The 24446-nt window shown below is 54.6% G+C and carries 21 protein-coding genes; 5 read left to right on the forward strand and 16 right to left on the reverse strand.

From position 1 onward, the window contains the following. Positions 1–44: 44 nt before the first annotated feature. The 10 genes from M0R89_RS22985 to M0R89_RS23030 all read right to left on the reverse strand — a co-directional run bounded on the left by M0R89_RS22985 (position 45) and on the right by M0R89_RS23030 (position 7902). Positions 45–425: an RNA-dependent RNA polymerase family protein gene (locus M0R89_RS22985; protein WP_248653261.1), complete on the reverse strand. Its 381-nt coding sequence runs from the start codon at positions 423–425 to the stop codon at positions 45–47. 110 nt (positions 426–535) lie between these two features. Beyond that, positions 536–805 (reverse strand): DUF7389 domain-containing protein, encoded by a 270-nt coding sequence (locus M0R89_RS22990; protein ID WP_248653262.1) that lies wholly within the window; start codon positions 803–805, stop codon positions 536–538. 22 nt (positions 806–827) lie between these two features. Beyond that, positions 828–1229 (reverse strand): DUF6166 domain-containing protein, encoded by a 402-nt coding sequence (locus M0R89_RS22995; protein ID WP_248653263.1) that lies wholly within the window; start codon positions 1227–1229, stop codon positions 828–830. A 301-nt stretch (positions 1230–1530) separates the two neighbouring features. Further along, a complete protein-coding gene (locus tag M0R89_RS23000) occupies positions 1531–1944 on the reverse strand; it encodes a hypothetical protein (RefSeq protein WP_248653140.1) in 414 nt (137 codons plus the stop codon). 35 nt (positions 1945–1979) lie between these two features. After that, positions 1980–2504 carry a DUF7342 family protein gene (locus M0R89_RS23005; protein WP_248653141.1) on the reverse strand — a complete coding sequence of 175 codons (525 nt, stop codon included), beginning with the start codon at positions 2502–2504 and terminating at the stop codon, positions 1980–1982. 126 nt (positions 2505–2630) lie between these two features. Continuing rightward, on the reverse strand, positions 2631–3122 hold the full coding sequence (locus M0R89_RS23010; RefSeq protein WP_248653142.1) for a DUF7995 family protein: 492 nt from the start codon (positions 3120–3122) through the stop codon (positions 2631–2633). A gap of 331 nt (positions 3123–3453) precedes the next feature. Then, positions 3454–4071, reverse strand: coding sequence for a hypothetical protein (locus M0R89_RS23015; protein WP_248653143.1), 618 nt, complete (start codon positions 4069–4071; stop codon positions 3454–3456). A gap of 144 nt (positions 4072–4215) precedes the next feature. Then, on the reverse strand, positions 4216–5106 hold the full coding sequence (locus M0R89_RS23020; RefSeq protein WP_248653144.1) for a biosurfactant protein 1: 891 nt from the start codon (positions 5104–5106) through the stop codon (positions 4216–4218). 756 nt (positions 5107–5862) lie between these two features. Beyond that, positions 5863–6792 carry a transcription initiation factor IIB gene (locus M0R89_RS23025; protein WP_248653145.1) on the reverse strand — a complete coding sequence of 310 codons (930 nt, stop codon included), beginning with the start codon at positions 6790–6792 and terminating at the stop codon, positions 5863–5865. 213 nt (positions 6793–7005) lie between these two features. Then, positions 7006–7902: a DNA-binding protein gene (locus M0R89_RS23030; protein WP_248653146.1), complete on the reverse strand. Its 897-nt coding sequence runs from the start codon at positions 7900–7902 to the stop codon at positions 7006–7008. Positions 7903–8952: 1050 nt separating this feature from the next. Here M0R89_RS23030 and M0R89_RS23035 point away from each other — a divergent pair. Then, entirely contained in the window at positions 8953–9624 is a 672-nt protein-coding gene (locus tag M0R89_RS23035; RefSeq protein ID WP_248653147.1) for a tyrosine-type recombinase/integrase, read from the forward strand. 49 nt (positions 9625–9673) lie between these two features. On the opposite strand, the gene M0R89_RS23040 is transcribed toward M0R89_RS23035, so the two are convergent. Beyond that, positions 9674–13297, reverse strand: a complete 3624-nt coding sequence (locus M0R89_RS23040) for an Eco57I restriction-modification methylase domain-containing protein (protein ID WP_248653148.1) — start codon at positions 13295–13297, stop codon at positions 9674–9676. 162 nt (positions 13298–13459) lie between these two features. Between M0R89_RS23040 and M0R89_RS23045 the strand changes: the two genes are divergently transcribed. After that, positions 13460–15766, forward strand: coding sequence for an Eco57I restriction-modification methylase domain-containing protein (locus M0R89_RS23045; protein ID WP_248653149.1), 2307 nt, complete (start codon positions 13460–13462; stop codon positions 15764–15766). An 8-nt stretch (positions 15767–15774) separates the two neighbouring features. On the opposite strand, the gene M0R89_RS23050 is transcribed toward M0R89_RS23045, so the two are convergent. The 4 genes from M0R89_RS23050 to M0R89_RS23060 form a co-directional block, all read right to left on the reverse strand. After that, a complete protein-coding gene (locus M0R89_RS23050) occupies positions 15775–19581 on the reverse strand; it encodes a helicase-related protein (protein WP_248653150.1) in 3807 nt (1268 codons plus the stop codon). 81 nt (positions 19582–19662) lie between these two features. Continuing rightward, a complete protein-coding gene (locus M0R89_RS23670; RefSeq protein WP_465260990.1) occupies positions 19663–19857 on the reverse strand; it encodes a DUF8139 family protein in 195 nt (64 codons plus the stop codon). Positions 19858–19885: 28 nt separating this feature from the next. Beyond that, complete coding sequence (locus tag M0R89_RS23055; RefSeq protein ID WP_248653151.1) at positions 19886–20395, reverse strand: PIN domain-containing protein; 510 nt, start codon at positions 20393–20395, stop codon at positions 19886–19888. Next, complete coding sequence (locus M0R89_RS23060) at positions 20392–20991, reverse strand: DUF7437 domain-containing protein (RefSeq protein WP_248653152.1); 600 nt, start codon at positions 20989–20991, stop codon at positions 20392–20394. Before M0R89_RS23060 ends, M0R89_RS23055 begins: the two co-directional genes overlap by 4 nt. Before the next feature lie 189 nt (positions 20992–21180). Between M0R89_RS23060 and M0R89_RS23065 the strand changes: the two genes are divergently transcribed. Next, positions 21181–22137, forward strand: a complete 957-nt coding sequence (locus M0R89_RS23065; protein WP_248653153.1) for a hypothetical protein — start codon at positions 21181–21183, stop codon at positions 22135–22137. Positions 22138–22187: 50 nt separating this feature from the next. Here M0R89_RS23065 and M0R89_RS23070 read toward each other — a convergent pair whose 3' ends face one another. Next, on the reverse strand, positions 22188–22637 hold the full coding sequence (locus M0R89_RS23070) for a hypothetical protein (RefSeq protein ID WP_248653154.1): 450 nt from the start codon (positions 22635–22637) through the stop codon (positions 22188–22190). Between the two features lie 555 nt (positions 22638–23192). Here M0R89_RS23070 and M0R89_RS23075 point away from each other — a divergent pair. Both M0R89_RS23075 and M0R89_RS23080 read left to right on the forward strand, forming a co-directional pair. Next, complete coding sequence (locus M0R89_RS23075; protein WP_248653155.1) at positions 23193–24071, forward strand: hypothetical protein; 879 nt, start codon at positions 23193–23195, stop codon at positions 24069–24071. A gap of 144 nt (positions 24072–24215) precedes the next feature. Further along, entirely contained in the window at positions 24216–24407 is a 192-nt protein-coding gene (locus tag M0R89_RS23080; RefSeq protein WP_248653156.1) for a hypothetical protein, read from the forward strand. The last annotated feature ends 39 nt before the right edge of the window (positions 24408–24446 follow it).

Genomic DNA, 24446 nt, shown 5'->3' on the forward strand with positions numbered 1-24446 from the left:
ACCTCTCCTCCGACATTCGCTGCAAACGAGTTTAGTACTAGCATTCAGTTCTCAACTGGCTCAAGAGCCCGAAGGTCTGCTCGCAGGACGTCGCCACGCCGGACAACGTATCGAGCGGCAAGTACCGGGAACCGACATTTGGTGAATCCGGCCGTTTGAATATCGAGTTCGTCGCCCTCCTCGACGTACGCTGCGAGTGCTCGAAGGAACTCGTGGGTCCGCTGCCCTGCTTCGTAGTCGGGCAGGCCGTTTTCTCGACGCCCATAGATCTCGAATGCGTCGTAGCCCCAGATTGAGAGTCGGTCGTTGTCGTTGACCTCCCATTCGAGCATTCCGAAACAGTATGATTCGCAGAGTTCTCGAACTGCCTGTGCATCGGTGACGGTGACGCCGTTCGACGTTGTTGCTGCTTGGAGTGTTGCCATGTTTCTCGGACAGGGACTGCTATCCCCGCACCCTTTCGGGGTTGAAAAACTGCTCCGGATGTCGTCTCTATTCGAGTCCCGAACCCTCGTTTAATCCGTTTGCGTTCATCTCATTCCGCCGGTTGAATCTGGCGAGCCTCCTCGGCGAGATTACGAATGTACGCTCGAAGTACGTCCATATCTTCACGGGCGTCGTCAAGCGTTTTCGCCTTCACCTTCGCCTTGATCTGGTCTTCATCTCGTGTACCAGTCCCTCGCTTGAGTTTCACCGTGAGCGAGACACCGACGTCGCTCCGCTCGATGTGCTCTGTCGGTGACGATTCGTCATTGGTTGCTTTCGATTTGGTCGCTGCACGAGAAGACGAGTTGTGTTCTGACATGGTGTAGCTGTATTACTTGGGTTTAGTTGGACGATGCGACGGCTTCGTCGGACAGTTCACGGAGGGCGTTTTCGATGTCAGTGCCGGTGAGTCGCCAGTACCCTTCAGGATGAGAGCAGTCCAACTGGCTCACGACCCGGGTTTTGAACCCAATGTAGTGGGCTAGCGCAACGTCTTCATCGTCGGTGTAGTCCAGTAGGAGCGCAAGCGCAAGTTGCGCCGGGCCACTCCCACTGTATCCCCAGCTGAAGCCCGAGGGACTGTGATTCGCCAGTTCCAGACTCTGCTCTGGTGTCATCTGTTCTTGACCGGGCTGTTTTTCTACAATAGCACGTCCGCGCCGCCGGTAGCCGACGTAGACGACATCCTGTTTCGGGTTTGGCCGTGTCTGTTCGAGTGATTTCGAGTCAGTTGTTCCACTCATGGTTCAATTCGAGGGACTACTTCGAGTTCCCCCGCACCCCTTAGGGGGGTGAAAAACTCACTGCGGTCACACCGTCACATTCCTTGGCTAGCTCCGGCGCTCAGTAATGAATGTCTGCTGGTACAATTTAGAACGTGTTGCTTTCCGTGATACGGGCAGGCTATTCTCGATGCGTGCCGGATATACCTGTCATCGTATTCCGTCGTTGTTGCAATTGGAGGGTCGTCCCAGCAGGCTTTGCTAGCGACTGGTGTGCCAGACTCGTCGAATGTCACTTCGCCGGTGATGAAACTATTTCGTGTCAGCCTTCATCGGCTAGTGTCGGGATTTTCTTCTCAAACAGTCGGTCAAGTGCTGTCCAGAGGATCTCTGGTGGAAGTGTCTTCTCGAATTCGGCAGGCTTGTGGTCACGTTCGTCCGCAACGGGGTGTTCGTACTGGAAGTGGACTGGCCCGAGATCCTGATGGTCGTGGTCGCGATGCCACCCACAATTGAACCCTGTATTCGAATCAGCGTAGTGGATGCGATAGTACGGTTCTTCCTCGACGAACCGCCACTCGATGTCGAGTGTTGGCGGTTCCGGGCCCGTTGGTGGTACAACACGGCTGGGGTCGATTTCTGCCTGTAGAAACTGCCTGACGATGCTATCCGGTTTGTAGGCAACCGTCGTGGTGGCCGGGTGTCGTTGCAGGACGTCCTTCAGCCCCTCGTACACTGAACTGCTTGTCGTTCCTGGTAGCCCCATCTGTATTAGGCAGGGAGGGCGTCACGCTCGTTCGCCCAGTCGTATTCGTTGAGTGCTGCCCGGACGACCGGGATGCGCTCTTTGAGATGCTCCCACTCGCTGGCAACCTCCCGTCGTTCTTCGATCTCCTCGGAGTTGTCGAGGTCGGCGATACTCGCCCGGAGTTCACCCGGCGTCTCGACATCGTAGGTGGTCTTCCAGTCCCTGATTTTGGTGCGCATCGATTCGAGTGAGGTCGTGAGTGCTTCGCGGTCGTGTTCGCGTTGAAGCGCAGCGACTTCACGGTAGGTCGCCATGAGTTGGTCGACGCAGTAGAGCGTCTGGTCGCCCTGCTCGATCTTCCGGAGCACGTTGTCCTCGACGAGTTGGTTGAGATATTTCTGGGCTGTTTTCACCGACGCGTCTGTCTCGTCGGCGATCCACGAGGCAGTACGCGGTGTCTGGAGCGTCCGCGCAGCCGCGCGGATTCGTTCGCCACGCGTCATCGACGCGTGATTCTGGGTGTCGTTTTGGGTGGGGTCGTCGGACATACTCGTATCTACGCTCTGCTCGAACATATATCTACTGTACTGGAAATATATTACTCCTAGTTTACTCATACAATTTAAGCCTAAAATCCCGTCCACTCCGTCATGTTCCTTGGCTGGCTCGGGCGCTCAGTAGTGAACGTCTGCTGGGACAATCCAGAGATTCTCGCTCTCCTCGAGGATACGGTCGAGGTGGTCTCGATGCCGAATGCCGCTCCCGTGTTCGTCGTACAGGAAGATAGTCGGCCCCTCGTACGCGCCGACTTGGTGGAACGCATGCCGAGAGAGCCCGTCGTCACGCATAATCTCCTCGTCGCTCAGTTCCTCAAGCGCATCCCGGACGCGGTCAAGATTTCGCTCAAACTCGCTCTTTGTCGCCTCCCACCCACGCTCCAACAGTTCTTGCCCATCGTCGGACTTGACGGGAGCTACTACTGGCAGGTCACCCCACCGGGCTTTACCTGCGACTGACGTGCCCGACTCGTCGAACGTCACGTAATAGTCAAACACCACATCTGCGTGTGGGTTAGCCCCGACAAGTTGGTCGAATACCGTCTTTCCAGTTGCGAGTGCTTCGTCTCGTGTCGATGCCTCTACCAGCGAGTAAATGACCATATGCATTGGTTCTCACTTCGGTCTGCCGACGCACACGACTCTATTCTACGCTACTGCTTGGTGCGCCGGCACTCATCGCCGGCGCAGAAAAAACACAGGCGGCCATCGTCCAATCAGGAAGGAGTTGTGGATTGGACTGGAGTTAACCAACAAACGCTGAAATTCGTGCTCGTTCGTTGGTTAACAGTAGAGGGTAGCATAATTTCTTTACTCAGAATCGCCTATGCAATCGACGCTCGATTTAGGGAAGCGACGTATAAAACGACTGATCTGTCTATAGAATTTGTCACAAACGGCGTGCAAAATTTAGCGGATAAGTACAGCACAACGTCTGTTCTCATTGACTCTCGGGTTCGACTAGTGGGAAGCAGTAGCCGATTGCTATCATTGTTGTTGCCACTGAGGCGACGAAAAGAGGCGAAAGCCACCCTGGATACACTCCCGATAGTCCCACGACGACCAGCGGGAGGCTCCAGGCCGATCCAAACATCAGTAACGCCCCACCGAGCAGTCGGGTTCGGTCGTACCGAAGCAAAGAGAGTCCGAACGTCGCAATGCCACCCGCGAAGACGGCCAAGAGCGTGAAGAAGACAGTATCGATTCTGACCGGCAGGACGGTTACGTCGGGGACGATACCACTGGCGTCAGCCGCGACAGCCCACGCTACTATGACGACGGTCCCAACCGGAAGTGCCGCCACGAGGGCAACCCCGACGACAGCCGATGTCGGTGTACGGTCCGAGAGGTACTGATACGACCTAAGCAGCACAAGCGGGAGTAAGACAAAGCCGATTCCGAACGGAATTGACGTGAGAAGCCATGCAAACGGAACCTCCCGTAAACTCTCACTAATGGCACCGCTGGCAGCTTCAATAAGTATCAGGACGCCAGCAATCGCCAAGAGTCTCCCCGTCCAGTGTTCAATCTCGTCTACTTGACTGCTAGTGAGGGACATATCCGCAATATATGCCCCCCAAAAATATAATTTGCGCAACACTAACGGTTCACCATGTATTGAGCAAAACTACTGAGACAGTTACGGACTACAAATTGAACAAAGAAACCGTACTACTAACTACTGCTAAGATTACCATCTCGCCTACTTGCCCACTTTGGATTCTGGCCCGTATCGAGGCATTCCGCAGACGTGACACTCCCACATCGGGTGACCACTCCACTCATCGTCTGGAACGGTCTCGAAGTTGAGGAATCGGTGCCTCGTACCACGGTCGCACTCACGACACTCGAGGTGCCTCCTAGTTGGTCGCTCGCGTTGGTGGCTGTCAGTTGTGGTCTCCTCGATAGATTGCTGGAGTACAATCGCGGGGACTAGCCACATGTTGTCTGCGTCCTCAAGAAGCGCCATAAGACGATTTTTGTCGCGAACGCCACGTCCGCTTTCGTCGTAGAGGAACGTCGCATGTTCGCCGTTGTGACGTGACTGCGTTGTGTCCTGCCACTCCGTCAGTTCACGGGCAGTCTTGAGTAGCTGTCTCCCTGAGTTGGACGTAATCCGTACTGCTTCGGGAAGCGAAGGCCATTTGCTGGCAAGTTGTGATGCAGGCTTTTCGTCGAACTCGGAGATTGGTTGGCAGTCGTTGACCGCGGAGTCTCTGTCGGTCTTCACAAGGAGGCCCGCGGCTGCAGTACCTTTTGCGACGGCGCTGTCGAACGTCGATGCTTCCACGACGAAATGAACAACGTGAAGCAGTGTCCACTCAGTGTCTGACGTAGACTGTTCCACGTCAGAGCTATTGAGGTGGTTCACCAGACAGAACCGACATTTGGTTCGACTCGAAGGAATAGTTGCTCCACAGGAAGAACACTCGCTCTCCGTTGCTGTCGTCTCGTTTGGATATCTTGTAGCGACTGCATCTAGTCGCTGTTGGCTCAACTCCTCGTCACTACTATTGGAGAGTTTGTCGTCGGGGATATGCGTTGCTTCGCCGAGTGGCCGAAGTTCTTCGTGGTCTGAGTCCCGCTGAGTCATCAAGTAATGGAGTACTGCCTCGTCTTCGTATTTAAGCGATAGCCCCGGGTCAACACCTATTGAAAACTACAGCCTTTTTGAATTCTCTACTCCTGATAGAATAAAATTGCCTGTGCGCAATATAGAGGAACGATGTTTCACGTCGGGAGCCAATCTGATCAGAGACTGTCAGGAACAGCGTGCTGAAGAGAGTGAATGTAGCATAAGAACTTCGTTACCTTCTCCGAATAAATCCAGAACCAGCCAATAACTGTGCTTATATATAGGTTGAATCAAATCAAACAATAATTAAGATTGTCATCCGTAGTATGCGCTAAATTGCTCATCACAATTCTGACAGGCTGCTTGCGTATCGCGTCCCGATCTATTTCCACACTTGACCTTTTGAATTACCGTATCCTGATCGGGGACATTTACTATGGCTTCTTTACCGCAACACGGACATGCCGTATTTCGAATAGGCATGATTAGCAACATTTCCGCGTTCGGCTTAAGTCTGTCTACTGCGGTGACTGTGTGCCAATCTGAGAATTTTAGTTGATACGTGCCCGGCTTGTACTTACCACTCACTCTCCCTCAGACTAACCCCCGTTCGTACCACATTCTCGCCTTGTATCTTGCACAGTCCGAGAATGTCTACCGTATCTAGTAAGACTCACAACGGTATCTACGCACTACGAACTACTCACGTCAGCTACTGTGGCACCAGAAGTATTTCAACAGAGCCAGAACTACGAATGAGGGGAACACGCGCCTTCATACAGCGAGTTCGTCCAATGTATCTCGATGAGTGCGGATGGTCACCGTCGAGACATTCGCGGCCCATGCAACTTCTGATTGGACCATCAAGCGGCCTGCGTCACATCCCGCTTTGTATATACATGCGGCGGCGAATCCTGTCGGATCAACGCCTGAAACGGCACCTGCTGATTCTGCTTGGTCTGCTAACTGCCGGGCACGATGCCGAATCTGTTCAGGGATATCAAGCTCGGAGGCTAACTGGGGAATGAATCCACTCGGCCTCACCGGTTGGGCTGGAAGGCCGAGTTCCGTATTCAACGTCTGATACGCAGTCCTCACTCGGGCCTGCTCAACGCGCGCTGGCTCGGTGATCTCCTCGAGTGTTCGCGAGAGGCCGTTACATCGACATGCGCCGTGGACGCTTGCCGCCGCCATCGCTTCGATTGAGTGGCCCCGAAGGAGGTCTTCGTTCTGGGCGCTCCGGAAGAGTTGGCATGCTTGGTCACGAATCGTCTCGGTGAGGTCGAGCCCACTACTGATTCGGCGGACCTCCCCAAGGCCGTGTGCGAGGTTGCGCTCGGCCTTCGACTGGAATCGCCCGCGGGACTGCTCCCGACGGAGTCGACCGAGTTGCCGTCGCTTTCGCCCGGAGAGCTGATTTCCGTTTGCGTCGGTCCCACGCCCGATTTCCGTCGAGAGGCCGCGGTCGTGGCGCGTCGCCGTCAGCGGCGCACCTGTACGCTCTCGGTTCTGCTCGTCGTCACTGAACGACCGCCACTCCGGCCCGTGGTCGATACGTTCGTCCTCAAGAACGAGTCCACACTTCTCACAGACGGTCTCTGCGACGTTCGTGGCGACCCGTCCGTCACACTCCGGGCATTGATTCGTTGTATCGTTCTGTACGTCCTCGTCGAACGCCGTCTCGTAAATCTCGCTCGTTGCCATGATACTCACGAGGGACTCCGTGAACCGGTCTCTCGAAGAGGCCCTCACCAATTGAGGGCAGAATAAACACGTCGTGGTGGGGAACCAAGTCTGACTGCTGTGGCGAAAGCCCGGCCGCGAACGGCCCGTGGGTCGTGAGCGGCCCGGACCGTGGAGGTGGTGGGAGGTGGCGGTGACCGCACCACACCAGCAAAAAAGGGGGGCGTACTCGGGCTATTCCCACCAACGACCGCGCTCAGGGAACTGGATGGTCGTCCACCCGGTCACGGCGAGGGAGACACGTCCTTCGTACCAGTTCCGGGCCGCCCCGCGGATGCACACTTGCTCGCCTTCCTCCATCCACGGCGCTTGCGAGTTTTTCCAGACCGTGACTCGGGTTCGTCCGCTTTCGTCTTCGATGAGTCCGACTTGCGCTATACTTGGATGCGATGGCTCCCACAATGTGTCGACACGCCCGGAGATGCTCACCTCCTTGCGATTCACGTCTTCGAGCTTGCCGATTGGAATCACGTGTCCCGGGGCCGTCTGCAATTCTTCGTGGACGCCGACGACCGCACTCATCATGCCTGCCCCTTCGACCACGCGCTCGGCCAATCGCCGACTAATCGCCGCTCTCGTCCACCCATCCAACTTCTCGCTCAACCGCTGTGTCTGCTCGTTCACGCTTGCTAGCTCGTCTTGGGATAGCTCCTCGCGTGGGTCCGGCCGCTCCGGGTCTGCCATGGGGGTCACGCTTGCCGCCCGCTTCTGGAACTCTCGACGCCGCTCTTTGCTCCGTTTCGCCGCGATGTCTCGCGCTCGCTCTGCCCGACCATCCTGCCGACTGACTTTAGCTCTGATACTGATGCGCTCTAGTTCTGCTTCCCGCGCTCGAATGCGCTCCTCCTGTTCGAGGGTCGCACCCTGAATCCGTTCGTTGTTCGTCTCCTTGATTCCATCTGGGTGGTTGGCATCCACCTTCGCTTGGACCTCCTGTTCGACTGTCGCTCTGAGTTCGGGCGTCTCCTCGACCACCTCGAAGCCATCCGCATCGACTGCTTGCTCGTCCGCCTGTTTGAGTGCCTGTTCATCGACCGAAACGACCTTGCCGCTTGCGTTGTTACTAGACATTGGAGTTAGCGTAGCTCCGAAGGCGCTCACGCGCCCGACACCGCGATGCTCCTACATCGCGGATTTCCTCGACACCCACAACCAACAGACTCATCTGCGCTCTCGCTCGCGCCTTCGCGCGCCCCCTTGGGGCGCGAGCGAGAGCGCACTTTGGGAGAGGATGCATCCAGCGCCGCGCGCCGTCTCGGCCGCCGCGAGCGTCCAGCGGAGTATGCGTCGCGGGGTGAGCACCCACGGCGCGCAACCCCCGGCGGATACCCGCTGGCGTCGAGACCAGATTCACTTTAGCCCGGACCGGGCGCTCGCGGTGTGGAGAGCGCCCGCATGCCCGGAATGGTCGGTCGCGAGCGACGCGGCGGTCTCGTGAGCGAAGCGAACGAGACGTCGGTGAGCTTGCTCACCGGAAGCCGGTAAGCGGCGAGCGGGGCGGGCCGTAACGAAGGACACCCACTCAACCGGCCTTGTCGCCCGTTTACATAGCTGACCTCCTGGCGGACTCAAGAATGAGAACTTCTACTATTGCTCCCAAAACCGTGTCTTCTCAGAGAGATTAGAGAGAGCGGACAGACAGACGTTTCTCAAACTTTTGGTCAGTCTTCTCTCGAATTTCTTGGCGTACTTCATCTTGATCGGATTCAATCCCGAACTCGTCCTCAAACGAATCGAATCCAAGCGTCGTCAGAATATCCAGCAGGAGCTCGATTCGTCGATCCTGTAGAGTCTCATAGGTCCAGAAGGAATTGAAATATGCCACTACATTCGACAACGTCGGGCTCGTCCTCCAGGCTTACGACGACGATCTTCTTTATTGGGCCATGCACCTCGACTCGCCCGTCAAGTGCTTCACACACGGCCTCAAATCCAGAATCATCTGTGGTCAGTTTTCCTTCGCTCAGGAGGGTTACCTGCCCCTGTTCGATTTGCTGGATTTCATCCCCATGTATTTGTATGCCCGAAACTGCTTGAACTCAGGGAGAGGTATGTTGTTTTATGACTCTTGACACTCGGATAAGATACGGATTATCTTTGTATCGACAGACAGAGACAGGTATGGAAGCAACACGAGAAAGGGCTCTTAGCGAACGCGAGTTTGAACTATTGTTAGAAGGAGCTGGGCGGATATCAGATACGCAAAGACGTCTTGAGACACGAGCCGCTATCCTCCTCGGGGGACGCCTGGGACTTCGGCCAGGAGAAACGACGCACCTGTCTACATCGTGGATTGACCTAGAGCGTCAGATGATTCAAATTCCCAAACAAGAAGATTGTACAAAGGGACGTGACGGCGGTATCTGTGGCTACTGTCGGCAAGCGGTGAAACAACGAATGGACCACAATCCCAAGAAGGACTTCCAAAGTTTTGCGGATAGCTATTGGCTCCCGAAAACAGAGGCCGCGTCTCGAACAGTGCCGTACCATTTTTCGTATCGAGTCCGAATCGCGATCGAATTACTACTTGACGAACATGGCGGTTGGCCATACTCGTTCTCGACCTTACAGCGACGTCTGGAAACGGCCCTTGAACTGTCTCCAGAACTGTCCAACGACGCAACCTCATTACACGGACTGCGTGCCACAGCAGCGTCGTACCATGCGGGAAGGGGCTTAGACCTTCCTGCACTTCGAGCAATGTTCGGTTGGGAGGACATCACGACTGCACGTCAATATCTGAATGTCGATGGAGCGATGACCCGGCGAGCGCTGGACAGCATTCATCAGTAAGCTTGAATGGACTAACATTCAAGAACCAGGCGTAGTGCTAACTCAGAAGTTACTCCATTGGCCCTACGTCTCCAAGATGAGTGTATTTCTCAGCGACCTTCTCGATGTAGGCTTCCGTCATAATTCGAGGATTCGACACCCGATGAAAGTCATCAAGAACGAACTGCATTTCCCCCCTATCGAGTCCGTAGGCGTGGAAAGAAGCTGCATCAATTTCGGCCTGAAGTCGCCGACGCTCTGATTCCTCTTTAGCGGGTTCAATTCCGCCGAGCCGCTCCCGCATCTCCTCGAACTCCTCACCGTAGCAGTTGAGCCGGGCCGCCCGGTCTGAAATATAGTGGAACCAGTTGTCGCCCTCTGTGAGACGTGGGACCTGCGATTCTTCCAGTTTAAACCGGACAATGTGTGAATCGACCTTCGTCCGCATTAGGTAATCGAACGGAATGCTGTTCAGTAGACCGGTGATGACGAACAGTTCCTCATCATCGTAGGCACGTTCATAGATTGAACGGAGGGGATACTCTGAGAGGTCTTCCTGCTCCGGATTGACTTCATATGGCGAAAATGTCTGGAGTGTGTGAACACAAACAATTCCTTTAGGTAACACAGTCGAAATCATTGTCCGTTCGTCGGTAGGTCGGGCGATATCCCGGTAGATAATTCGGTATCCCGTGAAGTCTGGAAGGAGATCATCCATACAAAGGTCCTGTCCACGGTGTTCCTGAAGAAGATCGTTGACGAATCCCTTCTGTGATTTGCTGGTCTTTGGTCCACCAAACGCTTCGTATATGTCCTTTTTCGGCGTTCCACCGTTGTACGCCCGTTCCCGAACACGGTATTTAGCGCTCAGGTCCGGCCGATCTTCATCGACACTCCATAGTGAAGGGGAATCAAGACTCGAATCGAACGTGTTGTCGTGCTGGAACTGGTGAATGTTTGCTCCACCGTACACAGGGTAATCACCTTCATTTTCCTCTTCGACGAAACGGTCAGACGCCCGTGATCGATCCAGTTCACGGTGGGGAGTGACGTTCCACTTCTCTTCAATCTCTTCTCCCAACGGTGGGTGTGAGACAATACTCTTCAAAATACCCACTTCCTCAGGATGAGTGATATTAGGGAATATCCGTGCTTTCAGTGAATATTGCGAAAGCACTTCTCGAGGAATAGTAATTGCCATCTCATCAAAATGGCGGAGGACAGAAACATCACGCTGATCAAATACACCCTCTATCTGGTCCGTTTTACCACTGTTCTTGAAAGAGAGAATGGCGAATTGGTATCGATTGTCGATCTCCTCAAAGATTCCATGATTTTCGAAGCCCACTAACGTCTTGATCTCTGCGTCATCAAGTAATTTTAATCTGAGATCCTTTGAGAAGGACCCACTGAAGATAACTCCAGGGAGAACTTGCGCTACGTACCCTTGTTTGCTCACGAGGTCAAATAGTCTCTCAAAGAAGAGAGCAGCAAGGTTGTTTTCGTTCGGATCCTTGCGGCCGTCTATAACCGGCTTCTGGAGAGTGTATTCCGATCCATCAGTGAAGTACCGCATTTGCTTCTCTATCTGCTCTTGATACTCCTCCCATCCCTCGGAAATCTCCTCGTCTTCTAGCAGCTGTTTCTGCATCTCGTCCTTGTTCGAAGGCATCCGGGACCGGAACTGCTCATCAAACTTGACGAAGTAATCGTCGCGACTTGCTCGAAGCTGGTCCCAAGGAGGATTCCCGATAATGAGATCAAAACCTCCCTGGTCGTAGACTAGCGCGAATTCGAGAATCCAATGAAAGGGATAGAATTCTTGAACTTGATCCAGAGTGATTTCAGCGCTGGCACTGTGGAACTCATCTAGCACCTTGTTGTCCAGATTCTGACTGTAGCTGGTGATGAGTGACTCTGCCTGACGACGGGCGTTGGTTGCTTCTTTTGAGGAATTTGCCCTTTTGTGTTTCCGCTGAGCGTGGATTACGTCCTCGTAATACTCACTAACCGGTGTTTCTTCACCGATTCCATAATTTGTGAGTGAGGTATCACCCTCTTCGTTGACGGTTTCGATGAGGTCTGTAAATCCAATAAGACTGTTCCCCTGCCGAATGTTGAAATCAATATTCGGGAGCGGTTCGACCTCCCCTGGCTCGTCTTCGATATCCGCAACCATCGAGAGCCACAAACGAAGTTTACAGATCTCCACAGCGCCCTCGTCGATATCCACCCCGTAGAGGTTATCCAGAATAATCGAGCGTTTTGCGTATAGCGACTCCCCACCATGCCTACCCTCGATACTTTCTAATTCCTCGCGACTACGACTCTCCAGCTCCCAGCCTTGTCCCTCTGATTCGAGTTGCTGGAAATACTCAATGCATTGCATGTATAGGTCCATCAGCACCTCCTGTGCGGCGAGCAGGAAGGCGCCACTTCCTACGGCAGGATCGAGAATGTGCGCTTCCTTCAGAATATCGTGGTAGAGAGTCTCCACATGGCTGGTCTGGACCTTTTCCGTTGGAACTTGCTGAGTTATGGTTCCGCCATCGGCAACAGCTTCTGTGCTAGTATCTGCTTCGGGCACGGGGAATCCGAACACATTGTCGATCTCGTCGTAGTCTGCGTCCACAGTCTCGTTGAGCTGATCGAGCAGATACGGATGGATCGTCCGGCGGGCCATGAACCCCGTGATCTCTTCCGGTGTGTAGTACGCCCCCATCTCCTTCTGATTGACCGTTTGCTCAAAGATGTGGCCCAAGATCGCCGGGGAGAGGTTCTTGGGATCAACGATGTCGAGTCGTTCGTCAACGTTCCAATTCCAGTCGGAGAGGAAGTCGAGGATATCGTCGAAGAGCTCGTTCGTTTCCTCAGCAGGGCCACCTAACTTCGCGTCCTCGAACTCTTCTTCGACGGGATTCCTTGCGAACAAGCCACCGTTCAGGTACGGAAGACTACCGAAGTCAGGGTTTTGCTTGTCTTCTGCTAGGTATTCGAAGAAGAGCGGTTCGTAGAACTCTTCGTAGTGGTCACCACCCTCGTCAACGACTTCATTCGGCTGTTCGTGAAGGTAGTTCGGGTTCCGATCAAGGAGGCGCTTTTCTTGGATGAAGTAGAGGAAAATCATCCGGTCAAGGATGACCTGCACATATCGTTGCTTCGCATCACCCCGATCGTCGGGAATGCCCGTGACCTCTTGAATGAGATCTGTCCGGAGTTCTTCGAACTGTTCATAGAACTCCTTGACAACCTGTTGTGTGTCGTAGAGCGTATCGTATATCGCAGCGGAGGAGCCGTACTCGATCGAGTTCAGTTTCTGGAGAATAGTGTTCTTTTCTCCGCTGTCCCGCGTGAACTGCTCCTTCGAGAACGAAATCTTTTGATGCTTAATTCGACCGTGCTGCTGCCCCTCCCAGCTTCGGACTCGCGTAATGAAGGTGAAAGTCTCGAAATCGTTGGTGGCAACGAGGTTGGTGTGCCGTGAGCGATTTTCCGGTTTGAAGTCCGTGGCAGTCTCACCGGGACCAGCATTGACAATGACGATGAATTCGTCATCATCAAGCTGGACTACGAGTTCGTTATCGCCCCCTAGTTTCGGGCGTGGTTTGAGCCCGCGTTTTTCAAAGGAGTTCGCGATATCCTGTAAAGAGTCCCAGCCCGCGATATCGGATGCAGTAATCTGCTGGAGAGTCATACCACCTGCAAGTTGCTTTACTCATATGAAAATGATGGATATGAGCGTGACTTTCGACTGAACTGGTCAATCCACTTGTTGAATAGAGTGTAAGAAGCAGCTCGTATTTTACCAGTATTCGTAGATTAAGTCGAAAACAGCCAATAGCGAACCACTCAGTTGATGCAATGCATTGAGTATTTCCAGCGGCTCGAATCAGAGGGACAAGGCTGGGAGCTAGAATCCAGAACACGAGAAGAGATAGAGGAAATCGAGTCTGGAAAAGGCTCATCAGCACTCTACGCAAAGCGAACGGCTATCCTCAACAATTTGTACGGAGTCGATATCGACGAAGGTGCTGTTGAGATCTGCAAGCTCAGGCTCTGGTTGTCGATGGTCGCTGATATCGAGGACGAACCGAGCGAGGTGGAGCCGCTCCCCAATATCGATTTCAACGTACGGCAGGGGAACAGCCTAATCGGTCAACTCGATACGGACATTGAGAGTAACGAAGACGGAGACAGCGATCTCGATTCTTGGGAGGTGAAAACTCGTTTTGAGGACGTGAAAGAGGCCATCAAGAAGCATAAGAAAGCGGAGACCAGTGTTGAAGCACAAGAATGGCGGAAAGAAGCAGAAGACAGAATAGAGGAACATCGGGACAAATTTGACGAAATTCTTCGGCGAGAATTCCAAGACGCTGGCTTTGACGACATAACGATCAAGGAAATCCGGGAGTGGTCTCCCTTCCACTGGCCGTTGGAGTTCGCCGACGTCTTCGAGAAAGGCGGATTCGACGTGTTCATCGGGAACCCACCGTGGGACATGCTCTACGCGAATCGCGACGACTTCTTTATCCGCTACGATGAGCAGTTCCGTACCTATCCGTCGGAGGAAAAGGATGGTGTGATGGAAGACCTTCTCTCAAACCCCAAAGTTGCGTGGGAATGGGAGGACTACAAGGAATCGATGGAAACTCAGGCAGATTTCTTTACGCAGGGAGATGTCTATAAGCTCCAATCTCCGGTGGTGGGCGGTCGAACGATGCCGACAAAGAACGAACTTTCGGCTCTTTTTCTTGAGCGGGTCTTCAGACTTTCCAGAGACGGCGTGAAGGTGAGTCTGCTCCTCCCCGGTACTATCTTCGGGGGAGTAATGGGGAAAGACCTCCGAATGCATCTGCTGGACCATACGGACGTGGAGAATCTCATCGGGTTCGAGAACAAGGGTATCTTTGAGGCCATCGACGATAGATACCGGTTCGCGATTCTGACGTTCGAATATGGGGGGAAGACATCAGCTCTTCGGGGGATATTCAACCAACGTGACATGGATATAGTCTACAGGATCGAAGATGAGGCAGTCAACATTCCGCGCGATGTACTCGTCAGTTATTCTCCAGAAGGGGGAATCTTCCCATCCATCACCTCGCAGATCGAAGTAAGCGTCTTGGAGAAGGTAGTTGAGCAGCCTTCCTTGGGTGAAGATTTAGAGGAGGCTTGGACAGTTGATATGCTCACTAAGGAGTTCGTTGAATCGACTGATAAGGATAGGCTCCTGACATCGCCGGAGGAGGCCGACTATCCCGTCTATGGCGGCAAAAATATCCACCAGTTCCAGTACGATAATACCCACACAGAAGCGTTAGATGGACCGCAGTACTGGAGTCGTGAGATGTACGATCCACCGAATAGTGCTCAGTACCGTGTTCGAGAAAAGAAATTCAACAGGGGTAATCTCAAACGGGCAATCTATGACGCCTTTGGAGGTTCAGAGACGAGCAAGTCTCAAGTTCAATTCGTAGATAAACTACTCGAAGAACACCGTGGTCACGGACTTGAGGAAGAAGATGTCCTGCTCGATTGCACTGAATACCGAATCGGCATTCGAGACGTTTCTCGATCTCGGGACGAGCGGACGATCATAGCGACGGTACTTCCGAAGGACGTCATCTGTCTCCACACCATTAACACGTTCAAGCCGTTCGCTATTGAGCCTGAAGAGGAACACCTCACAGAGTCCCCACTTCGGTCACCCTACGTCCGGCGATTTACGGATCAAGAACTCTTCGCGGCAACGGGACTCCTGAACAGCATTGCGTTCGATTTCCTGATGCGAACCAAAGTCGAGACGCACATCGTCAAGCGCGAGCTATTGGAATCCCAGCTACCACGCCTCACCGACGGAGATGACTGGTTCTATTATATCGCTGAACGAGCTGCCCGGTTGAACTGTTACGGAGAAGAATTCAAAGAAATGCGTGAGCGACTCGGCGGAATCGAGGCAGCGGTAGAAGATCAAGAACGCAGAGAATTACAGGCTGAAATCGACGCGGCCGCATTCCACGCGTATGGCCTGAAACGTCGTGACGTGAAGTTTGTCCTCGACGACTTCCATCGCGTTGAGAATCCGAAGCTGATGGACGAGATGTACTTCGATCTGGTCTTGGAGAAATATGATCTGCTGGATCAGAAGGGGCCCCTACCGTAGCTCCCGAATCACTGTCCGACAACCCCCCAGCATACGAGCTTCGCTTGTACATCACTCTCTCCCATCAGTTTTGTCTGATATTCAGTAGAGGCTTCGACGTTCTCTTCTAAGAACTCCTCAAGCTGACTGAGGAACTCCACGGTCGGCCACTCTGGGAAGGAGTCGTACTGCTCGTTCTGGCGAAAGATCTCCCGTAGAATTCGGTCTTCATCTGTGTTCGCCAGCTTTACCTCCTGTAGCCGCTCTTCGATGCCGTTAGCCCATTCTCCTATTGTTTCGAACTCTTCGACAGGAGCCGGCTCATCACCGTGATTCGGCTGAACGTAGTGACTGATGAAATCGAGGATCGTCTCCTGTTCCTTCGAGAAGGCCTCTCCCTGTTTGAAAGCACCCTCAACTTGGCCTTCTCGAATCACCTCAAGACGCTCGTCAAGCACTGCTTGAATTTCACCGCGATTCGATAACACCGTATCTGGATTTCCGGTAATCGGTTCGCCGTCAACTGAAGGGTCGATGTTGAGCGTGCTCACGGGCCGCTCTTTGACCTCGTCGGCGAAGGGCTTGTAGTAGAAAGCACGACGGACGCGACCAAGCGGGGACTCGTGGTCATCATCGTCGAACCAGAGGTGGGCAAGGGCGAACACGCCCGGACGAGGACCGGCATCGTGGTCAGTTACATTCGTGTAGAGGAACTCCCGTTCTTCGGGCGGGTCATCGAAGAAGTCCTCAGCGTACTCGAAGTCTTCCGCGGTCAGGTCGTAGTCCTCGTTTAGTTCTCGCTTCAGAAGGTACCGTTCGAACGCAGCGTGTTCATTGCTCCCCGCATTGCGGAGGAGCGGATTCTTGCTCGTGTCGTCGAGTTCATTCACGTCGTCAATTTCACGGGACTTTTGGAGGGAGTCTTCGATCTCGTCCACCTGTAATTCCCCGATTGTCTTCTCCGTGTCTACACCTGTCTTTTCGAGAATCTGGTCTTCGTTCGGATCGAGGATGTTGTTCTCCTTTCCGACGATGAGCGCGATATCGTTGATCTTTGCCTGCAGGCGTTTCAGGAGCTTGATCGCCGCCTCAATGTCGCCGTCCGGGTAGAAGTTGTGGACGTGTTTCTCAGCGGTACTCCCAATCCGGTCGACTCGCCCGACACGCTGGACAATCCTCATCGGGTTCCACGGCAGGTCATAATTGACCACCACATGAACGTCCTGAAGATTAACCCCTTCACTCAGCGTGTCAGTGGCCACTACGTACTGTAGCTCTGAATCCCCCGACTCGGCAAGCGTTTGCTGGTAGCCTGACGCCTCGGGGGCAAAGCGTTGAATGATGTCCTGTTTATTCTCGTCGCCACCCTTGACGACGGCACTATTCGCCTCGGTGAGTGGTGAGTCCGCGTTGTCACAGAGGGTTCGATAGACGTAGTCTGCAGTTGCCCGATACTGAGTGAAGATGAGCACTTTCTGGTCGTGATCAGTGAGGACATCTGCAAGCCGGTCGATCTTCGGGTCGCGGAACTCGCGGAGTGAAAAGACGGCCTCGTAAAAGTCGCGTGTGGCGGGGTCGACTTCGCTCAGATCACTATTCGGGTAGAGAATCGGATTCATCTCTTCTTCAGGAATATCTGGGAGGACACCAGCGTCGTGTTCAGCGAGCCATTGGCGCGTGGAGACCGCATAATCGCTCACATCACCCGCATCACGGGCGACATCACCGATGAACTGCGAGAGGAAATACGAGAGAAGGGTGAGGTCCTCCCTGATGTACGTCTTCACCTCGCCGATGGTGGCGTCTACCAGTTCATCTCCCTCGGTATCAGTTCCTTCTTCCGATTGAATAGCGGTGGTATCGAAACCGAATTCTTCGAGTGTTTGTTCGAGATCTTCAGCAGCGTCCGCTCCTTCGACAAAGTCACCGAGTTCAGAGTCCTCTCCCTTCTGAACAGTTCGGAGCATATCGATGTTTTCGTTTTCGGGGAGTTCACCAAGAAGGCCGAGAAGCTGGCGTTCACTCTGATGCAGCGTCTCGATCGACTGGACGAACGCGTACGTTGATGACTCAAGCCGTTTGAGGAGGTTCAGCTTGTAGAGGGCTTTCAGCGTGCTCCCCGCTTTCGGGTTTTTGACTGTGATGTGGGGAAGGTGGAGGGCGTCCATCACGTCGGGGAGCATCCGATATACTGGCTGGTAGGCCGCCGGCAGAGAGTACTGTTGCTTGTTGAGTTTCGGCGGCTTGAAGCTCATCTCGAAGTCTTCGCTGTCCTGAATCTGGTCTTTGACGTGCTTGCGCGTCCGAAGAACCATCACTTCGTTCAGGATATTCGATATCTCAGAGGAGTGTCGCTGGAGCTGTTCAGTAATTTCCTGCTGTTCGTCGTCGCCAACCTCCTCTTTCCCGGCCGCGATGCGTTTTCGCGTCTCCGAGAGTTCGATGTATTCGTCGAACGCATCGAAGTCGAGTGATGCCTTGTTCCGAAGTTCCTCCGGGCTGGTGAACAAGCTGATGAGGTTTTTCAGGTCGGTGGCACTGTTATTGATCGGGGTCGCGGTCAGCATGATCATCGTCTTTCCGCGGAGCTGCCTCAGATTCGCGTGTCGTCGCGTCCCCTTGTAGTCGTCATCGTGGCCCGGGTTCGGTCGCCACTTCCCGTAGTTCCGAAACCGGTGAGCCTCGTCGATAAGCAGGACATCGAACTCATCTTTGAGGTCCTGGACCTCGTCGTAGGAGAGATTTTGGAACTTACTGATACTTATCACGTCAAGGTGCGTGCCGTCCACCTCTAACCCGAAGTATGGATTGCCGTCTTCGTCAGTGTCGTTCTCGAGTAGGTCTTCCCACTGATCAGTCAGGTTGGCCGGGACTATGAGGAGACAATGGTCGCCACGTTGGCGGTAGTCGTGGAGAAGTTCACCGCCAATAAATGATTTCCCCAGACCGACCGAGTCGGAGACGATGCACCCGTTGAACTGTGAGAGCTTTTCCTTTGCACTCTCGTACCCGAGCTTCTGGAAGTAGTACAGTGGGCTGTCACGGATGTTGACGTTCCCACTCAGTTCGTCGTAGGCGAGCAACTTGTAGAGCTCGAACGGTTCCAAATAAGTCCCCAACTTCTCGGATGACGTTTCCTTGTCGGACTCGTCCTCCTGCTGTTCCTTCCAGTCCTGGTACTCCTCGCTGTTCTCGATGATTCGGATAATCTCCTCACTGAACTCCTCAGCGTTGGCCCACTGGTTGTCGTACCACTCCTCAAACGCTTTGGCCTTGTGTCGATCCTGACTCGTGAGGTTCAGTTCGATATTGTTCTGGTGGCCGCTCTTGGTGAAGTTCGAGGAGCCAACAACGGTAGCGCATGGGCGGGTGTCTTCCTCCTCGTCTTGTCCCCAATCTTCGTTATCTTCGAGTGGCGCTCGAAATGATGCACCCTTTGCGTGGAAGTAACCGTTTTCAGGATTTCGCACACGGACGCTCACCTCGCCTTCGGCGATGAAGTCTCGTAGCCGGTCTAGTCGCCCGATCTGAGCGTTATTCAGCTCCGAGATGCTTTCTCTCACTTCTCTTTTGAGTTCCTCTTTGAGATTCTGCCCCTCACCGATTTCGTCAGCAGTTCCCCTATTCGTCTGACGACCCATCAAGATCCGAAGCGGAGCGTGGCCAAGATCGTCGGGATCAGCCAGTTTCTCAAGGTCTTCCCGGTAGAGGTCGAATCCTGAGAGATAAAAGTATCCAGTTGCGATACGGCCCTCCTCGATCTGGGGAATAATCCGCTTGTAAGCGTCTTCTACTGTCCTGTTGGCATTATCGACAAGCGGAGGAAGCGAGAGCATCGTAATGCCGAGATGTATTCAGTACGTTAACTTAGTATTTAGTGACCTTGGACTACAGAGGTGTCTCCATACGATGGCCAATCAAACTGGCCGAAAATCCCGGCGGCGGACGTCAATGGTGTTACTATTAGCGATTTCAACTCGGAAAGGATGCCCCTCCCGTTGATTACCAGTTACAGTTCCTGCATCGTCTGAGATGATCTCAACGACTGTTCCTTGATGTCCATGGAGGTGCTCGTAATCTAAATCTGTCTCGTCGGGGCTTTCGAGTATCATGAACCTCGTATCGAGGAACGCTGGCCTGTCAACGGTCGCCCGTCCGAAGATCCTCAATGAACCGGAAGCCGTTCACGAACGTTACCGAGTCCTCGTAGCCCTCACTCGCGAGCACGGCCTCGGCCCCCTCGCCGGCGAGGGTGTCGGTCGTGTAGATGTACACCTCGGTCGCTACCCCACTACTGAGGTGCTTGGCTGCCAACGCGGCAAGGGCAGGATCAGCCCGCTCGACCTCGTCTGCTGGGCGGTCGTCGGCGTTCGCGATGTACCGCTGGACGCCATCCATCACCCGTGAGACGATTGGCTCTGAGAACTTGAGCGGCGGCGCAACCGTCGCCCACTCTTCCTTGATTGCCGCGTTGACGGGCGGCGTTTCGACGTCGGAGTCGTCGACGGTCAACTCCTCGTACACGCGTTCGGGCAGGACGTAGGTGACGTCGTTGCGGCGGGCGAACCGGCGGACAGCCTGGTACCGACTGTTCGATGGCTGGCCCATCGCGACGAACAGGCCAGTGTCGGCGATATGGAGCGTGCTCACGTATCGTCAACTGCGTCGCCGTCGTCAATATCCAACTCGTCGAGTGATGCTCCCGACGCTTCGATATCGTAGTGCTCGTGAACGACGGATCGGAGCGCCTGGAGGATGATCTCGGCGGCCAGCGGCGAGATGTCGAGGTCCTCGGCCATCAGCCGGTGGGTCACCTCGCCCCGCTCTCTAGCAACCGCATAGGTGAGCGCCGTCGCAAGCCCAGCGACACCGTGGCGGTCGATGTAGGTGTCGATGTCGGCGTCCGTCTCTCGGCGGCCGACGGCGTCGATCAGCGCCGGCGTGATTGTGTACTCGCGGTCGCCAGCGGCTGTCGTCACGGTCAGGTCGATTTCGCAGGCGGCGTACCGCTGGGGCTGCTCGTCGTGAGTGACTTCGATGACGCCAGCGTCGACAAGTCGATTAACGTAGCTGTATGCGGTGCCCTGTGCGAGTTCAAGGTCGTCCATCATGTTCTGGACAGTGGCCTCGCCTTCATGAGCGAGATACGCGTACAGTTGGGCTAACTGTGGCTCTTCGAGGAGGTCCGCGACCAAGAGGAAGTCCCGGACAACGTCGCCACCGGCCTGGTTCGAGGTACGTGACATAGCGCTTCTTGATTACAGTTTACAGCGAAACAGTAAAGAGTGTTTGGATCACTCCACACCGTGACGAGATGCTTCTTGAAGTTGCGTGTCCAGTACGTCGCCAACCCGCCCAGACATGCTGACGCGCGCTACACGCTTCTCGGTGCGGCCGACACAAAGTTTTTCCAGCATCTCCGAGGAATCACGACTATGCGCCGCCGCGCCCTCCTCGCGACCGCCGCCACGTCTCTTCCCGCAATCGTCGCTGGCTGCACTAGTTCCGGCGGATTCAGTAGGAGCAACGCCGTCGCGGAAGCCTCCACAGCGCGACTTGAACTAACGACGATTACTGACGCAGAACTCCCGACAAAGGTACTCTATACAGTCCGCCCTGCCGAAGGCGACGACGCGACTGCCCAACTGTTTGATTCGATTCTTGACGGCGGCGCGACAACCAAGGGGACACGTCCACCACTCCCCGAACAACAACATATCGCCTACCAAGAGGGCGTCTACGAATTGTCCTATGACATAATCGAGGAAACCCCTGCCACGAGGTACTCCGTGAAAGTGGATATCGTCACAGACTCAGTAACTGAGTCGGAAGCCATTCAGTTCGCTGATCTCCCCGAGGTCGACCAGAATGAGTTTGCCGCTCACGGGCTCGCGGATGGTGATCCGGTCGGTATCGGGACAACATTCCTCTATACGGACGCCGAACGCGAGCAATCTGTCCTCGTCCCGGAGTCAGAGTACTCGTACATCACCTGGGACGACGGTACCGAAGCCGAATGGATCGTCGACGACGCCTACGACACGACCCTGAACACCTATCGGTACACTGCCAAACAGGTGGCGACGGCCGCCGATTACGGCCGACAAATGCGTGAGCGGTTAGTGTTCGCACTCGGGGAGCTTCCGGAAGCCCAGCAGGACATCGTCGAGACGGCGATTACAGAGGGGCAGTACATTGTCGGCCCCGACGAGACGCCGTCTGATGCGCTTGTGGCGCTCGCCAATCAGTTTCGCGGCCACGAACAGGCTCACAGACTCGACGAAGACGGCGAGGGTGATCTGAGTGGCCCGTATCTGGTTCAGTACCAAGGTGACGTATACTGGACGACGCTCGTCGTCCAGCGCGACGCGTTTCAGACGACGGCAGGCTAAACAAGAGGCCGCTTCGGGGAGTAGGAGCCATAACAATGGAAGTCTAGTGGCTACTCGTTTGAGGTCGAGTGAATGTACTGCCACAACCAGCGGGGTTTGATGGATTGAATATCCCCGATAAGCTTGTCCCAGGGGTGGTCACCCCAGAATGCACGGCTGTAGGTATCGGGGACGTCCATAGTCTCACTAACGAGGAGGAGAGAGCCATAGAGGTCGTAGTCGGGAAGGAATGCGGTGTCCTTCCATCGGTAGCGTGGTTGAACATGGCCAAGTGCTCGCCATGGGAGTGTTGCTTGGAGGGCTGAAAGTTCGTCGGTGGTGACGCCAAGGTCACGGATAGCTGCTGGCGTAATGCCGCCGTGGCGGGTGCCATGCGCAAGCACTCCTGCAAGGAGTGCATTCGCTCGCTGTCTCATTGCAGCATGGGCAACTGCATTGTCATCGTCGTCCAGTTCTTGAGCGAGTTGGGTGAGCGCTCGAACCGAGACGGCTCGATCCATTCCTTCCTGGAGGTAGGGATGGTGCCAAGTTGGGGAGTCAAAGCAATGCTGGTAGGCATGGAGGAGTTCGGAGGCGAGTACGGAGTACGCTCTCGGCACAGGGAGTCGGCCGGTACTAATACCGATGTGGCCTGTGCGAGCAGCATATCGCGCCCCAATCCACCCCAACATGAGTGACGTCGGTGGGTCACTACTCATGAGCCGCAGATGCTCTTGCCGGGATACATCATAGACGAGATGGTCGCGCCACTGGTCGCGATATGATGTTGAGTCCACAGCAAAGAGATCGTCGTAGATATAGGTGAGTTCTCGAAAGCACCGATGGAGACCAGTCTCACTCGCAAGAGGGCTATCACTGTCGTACTGGAGATGCTCGGACAATGGTGGGTGATCCGGGAATTGAGTTCGATACTCCGTAATGGCGTCAGCACACGTCGTGTGGAGTTGCGTCAGAAAGTTCTCCGCATTCATCCGATGGTATCGAACGAAGGCTTGTTCAGTATTTATAGGTACTCCATCAACACTTTCTAATCAACCAGGGGAGAACCCTCAGATATGCCCTCCCAAGACGCTCCTTCCACCCAAAAGCAGGCACTCGTCACTGCCCTTCAATGGGGCTTAATCCAGACTTTCGTTCTTGATACACTCGGCCGTCTCCTCCGAAACTATTACCGTGCAACGACGGATGCCTTCTTGCCACCAAACTGGGTAACGTCGATTCAATTCGCAGCTCCGCTGGGTCTCCTCGTCGGCGGCATCGGCGGATACCGCTGGGTGACGAGCAACCGAGCTTCAACATCAGCCTCAGCACATCGAAACCGCGTTATCTTCGTCGGATCGCTTCTTGCTGGTTGGGCGCTCGCCATCGTCCCAACAATGGCGTTCCAGTGGCTCCTTGGAGATTGGCTGTTTTCGATGCCATATTTCGTCCTTCCGACCCTGACAGCAATCTCCGTTTTCGTCGGGTCGTACCTGCTTGCCTATCGAGTCGAGACCGCGTGGTACCGCCGTCACCGACCTCGACTTCTAGGCGCAGTCAAAGGGGCATTTGCTGGACTGCTGGTTGGCTTCATCGGTTTCATCGCGTACGGTGGATATCTCGCTGCGACGCAGACCAGCTACAGTCTTAGTGGTGGCCCGGGGATCGTCACGGCCGTGTGTCTCGGTGCAATTGCCGGCTACATGCTAACCGACACGGAACGTGGCGGGGATCGATCTGCAGAGTTTGTCGGTCTCCTGATTGTATCTCTTCTCGCGTTCAGCCTACTGTTGACTCTCGGGATGGTTGCATTCAATGCAGTCGGAGTGTCTCCATTCGGGTTTAGTTCGTCGTTCATTTGGCCTCTTATTCCGCTTGTCTTGGCGCTCGGAGTGGCTAGTTACCTAGCGTACGGGGTTCAGACAACATTCTACCGACGATTCGTTGGTCGATAGTCGACGACGCAATCTTTCTACTAACTACCGAGGCAACGAGTCCAAACCGAAGGTTCGGTCGGACCCCACTGGTCTATTTGATGGCGTCCGATATATCGAATGATGCCGAGTTCACGGAGGCCCCTGAGCACAAGCGAGCAGGCTGTGCTCGACCACCTCGACACGTATATCGAGACCACGGCAGATGAGGAGCGTATCTCACACGCAGACGCCGTCACGTACCTCAGTGAGCAAGGAATCAACCGTGCCGACGCCCGTGAGCTTGTCGAACAACTGTTATTGAAAGGATATCTGTACGAGGTCGGCGACAGACTCCGTATTCCACCTCGCATCTAACCGCTTGCAGTCTGCGTCCGTGGCTTACCAGACTGACGA

Origin of the sequence: Halorussus limi, from assembly GCF_023238205.1 — an archaeon.
Classification (GTDB): domain Archaea; phylum Halobacteriota; class Halobacteria; order Halobacteriales; family Haladaptataceae; genus Halorussus; species Halorussus limi.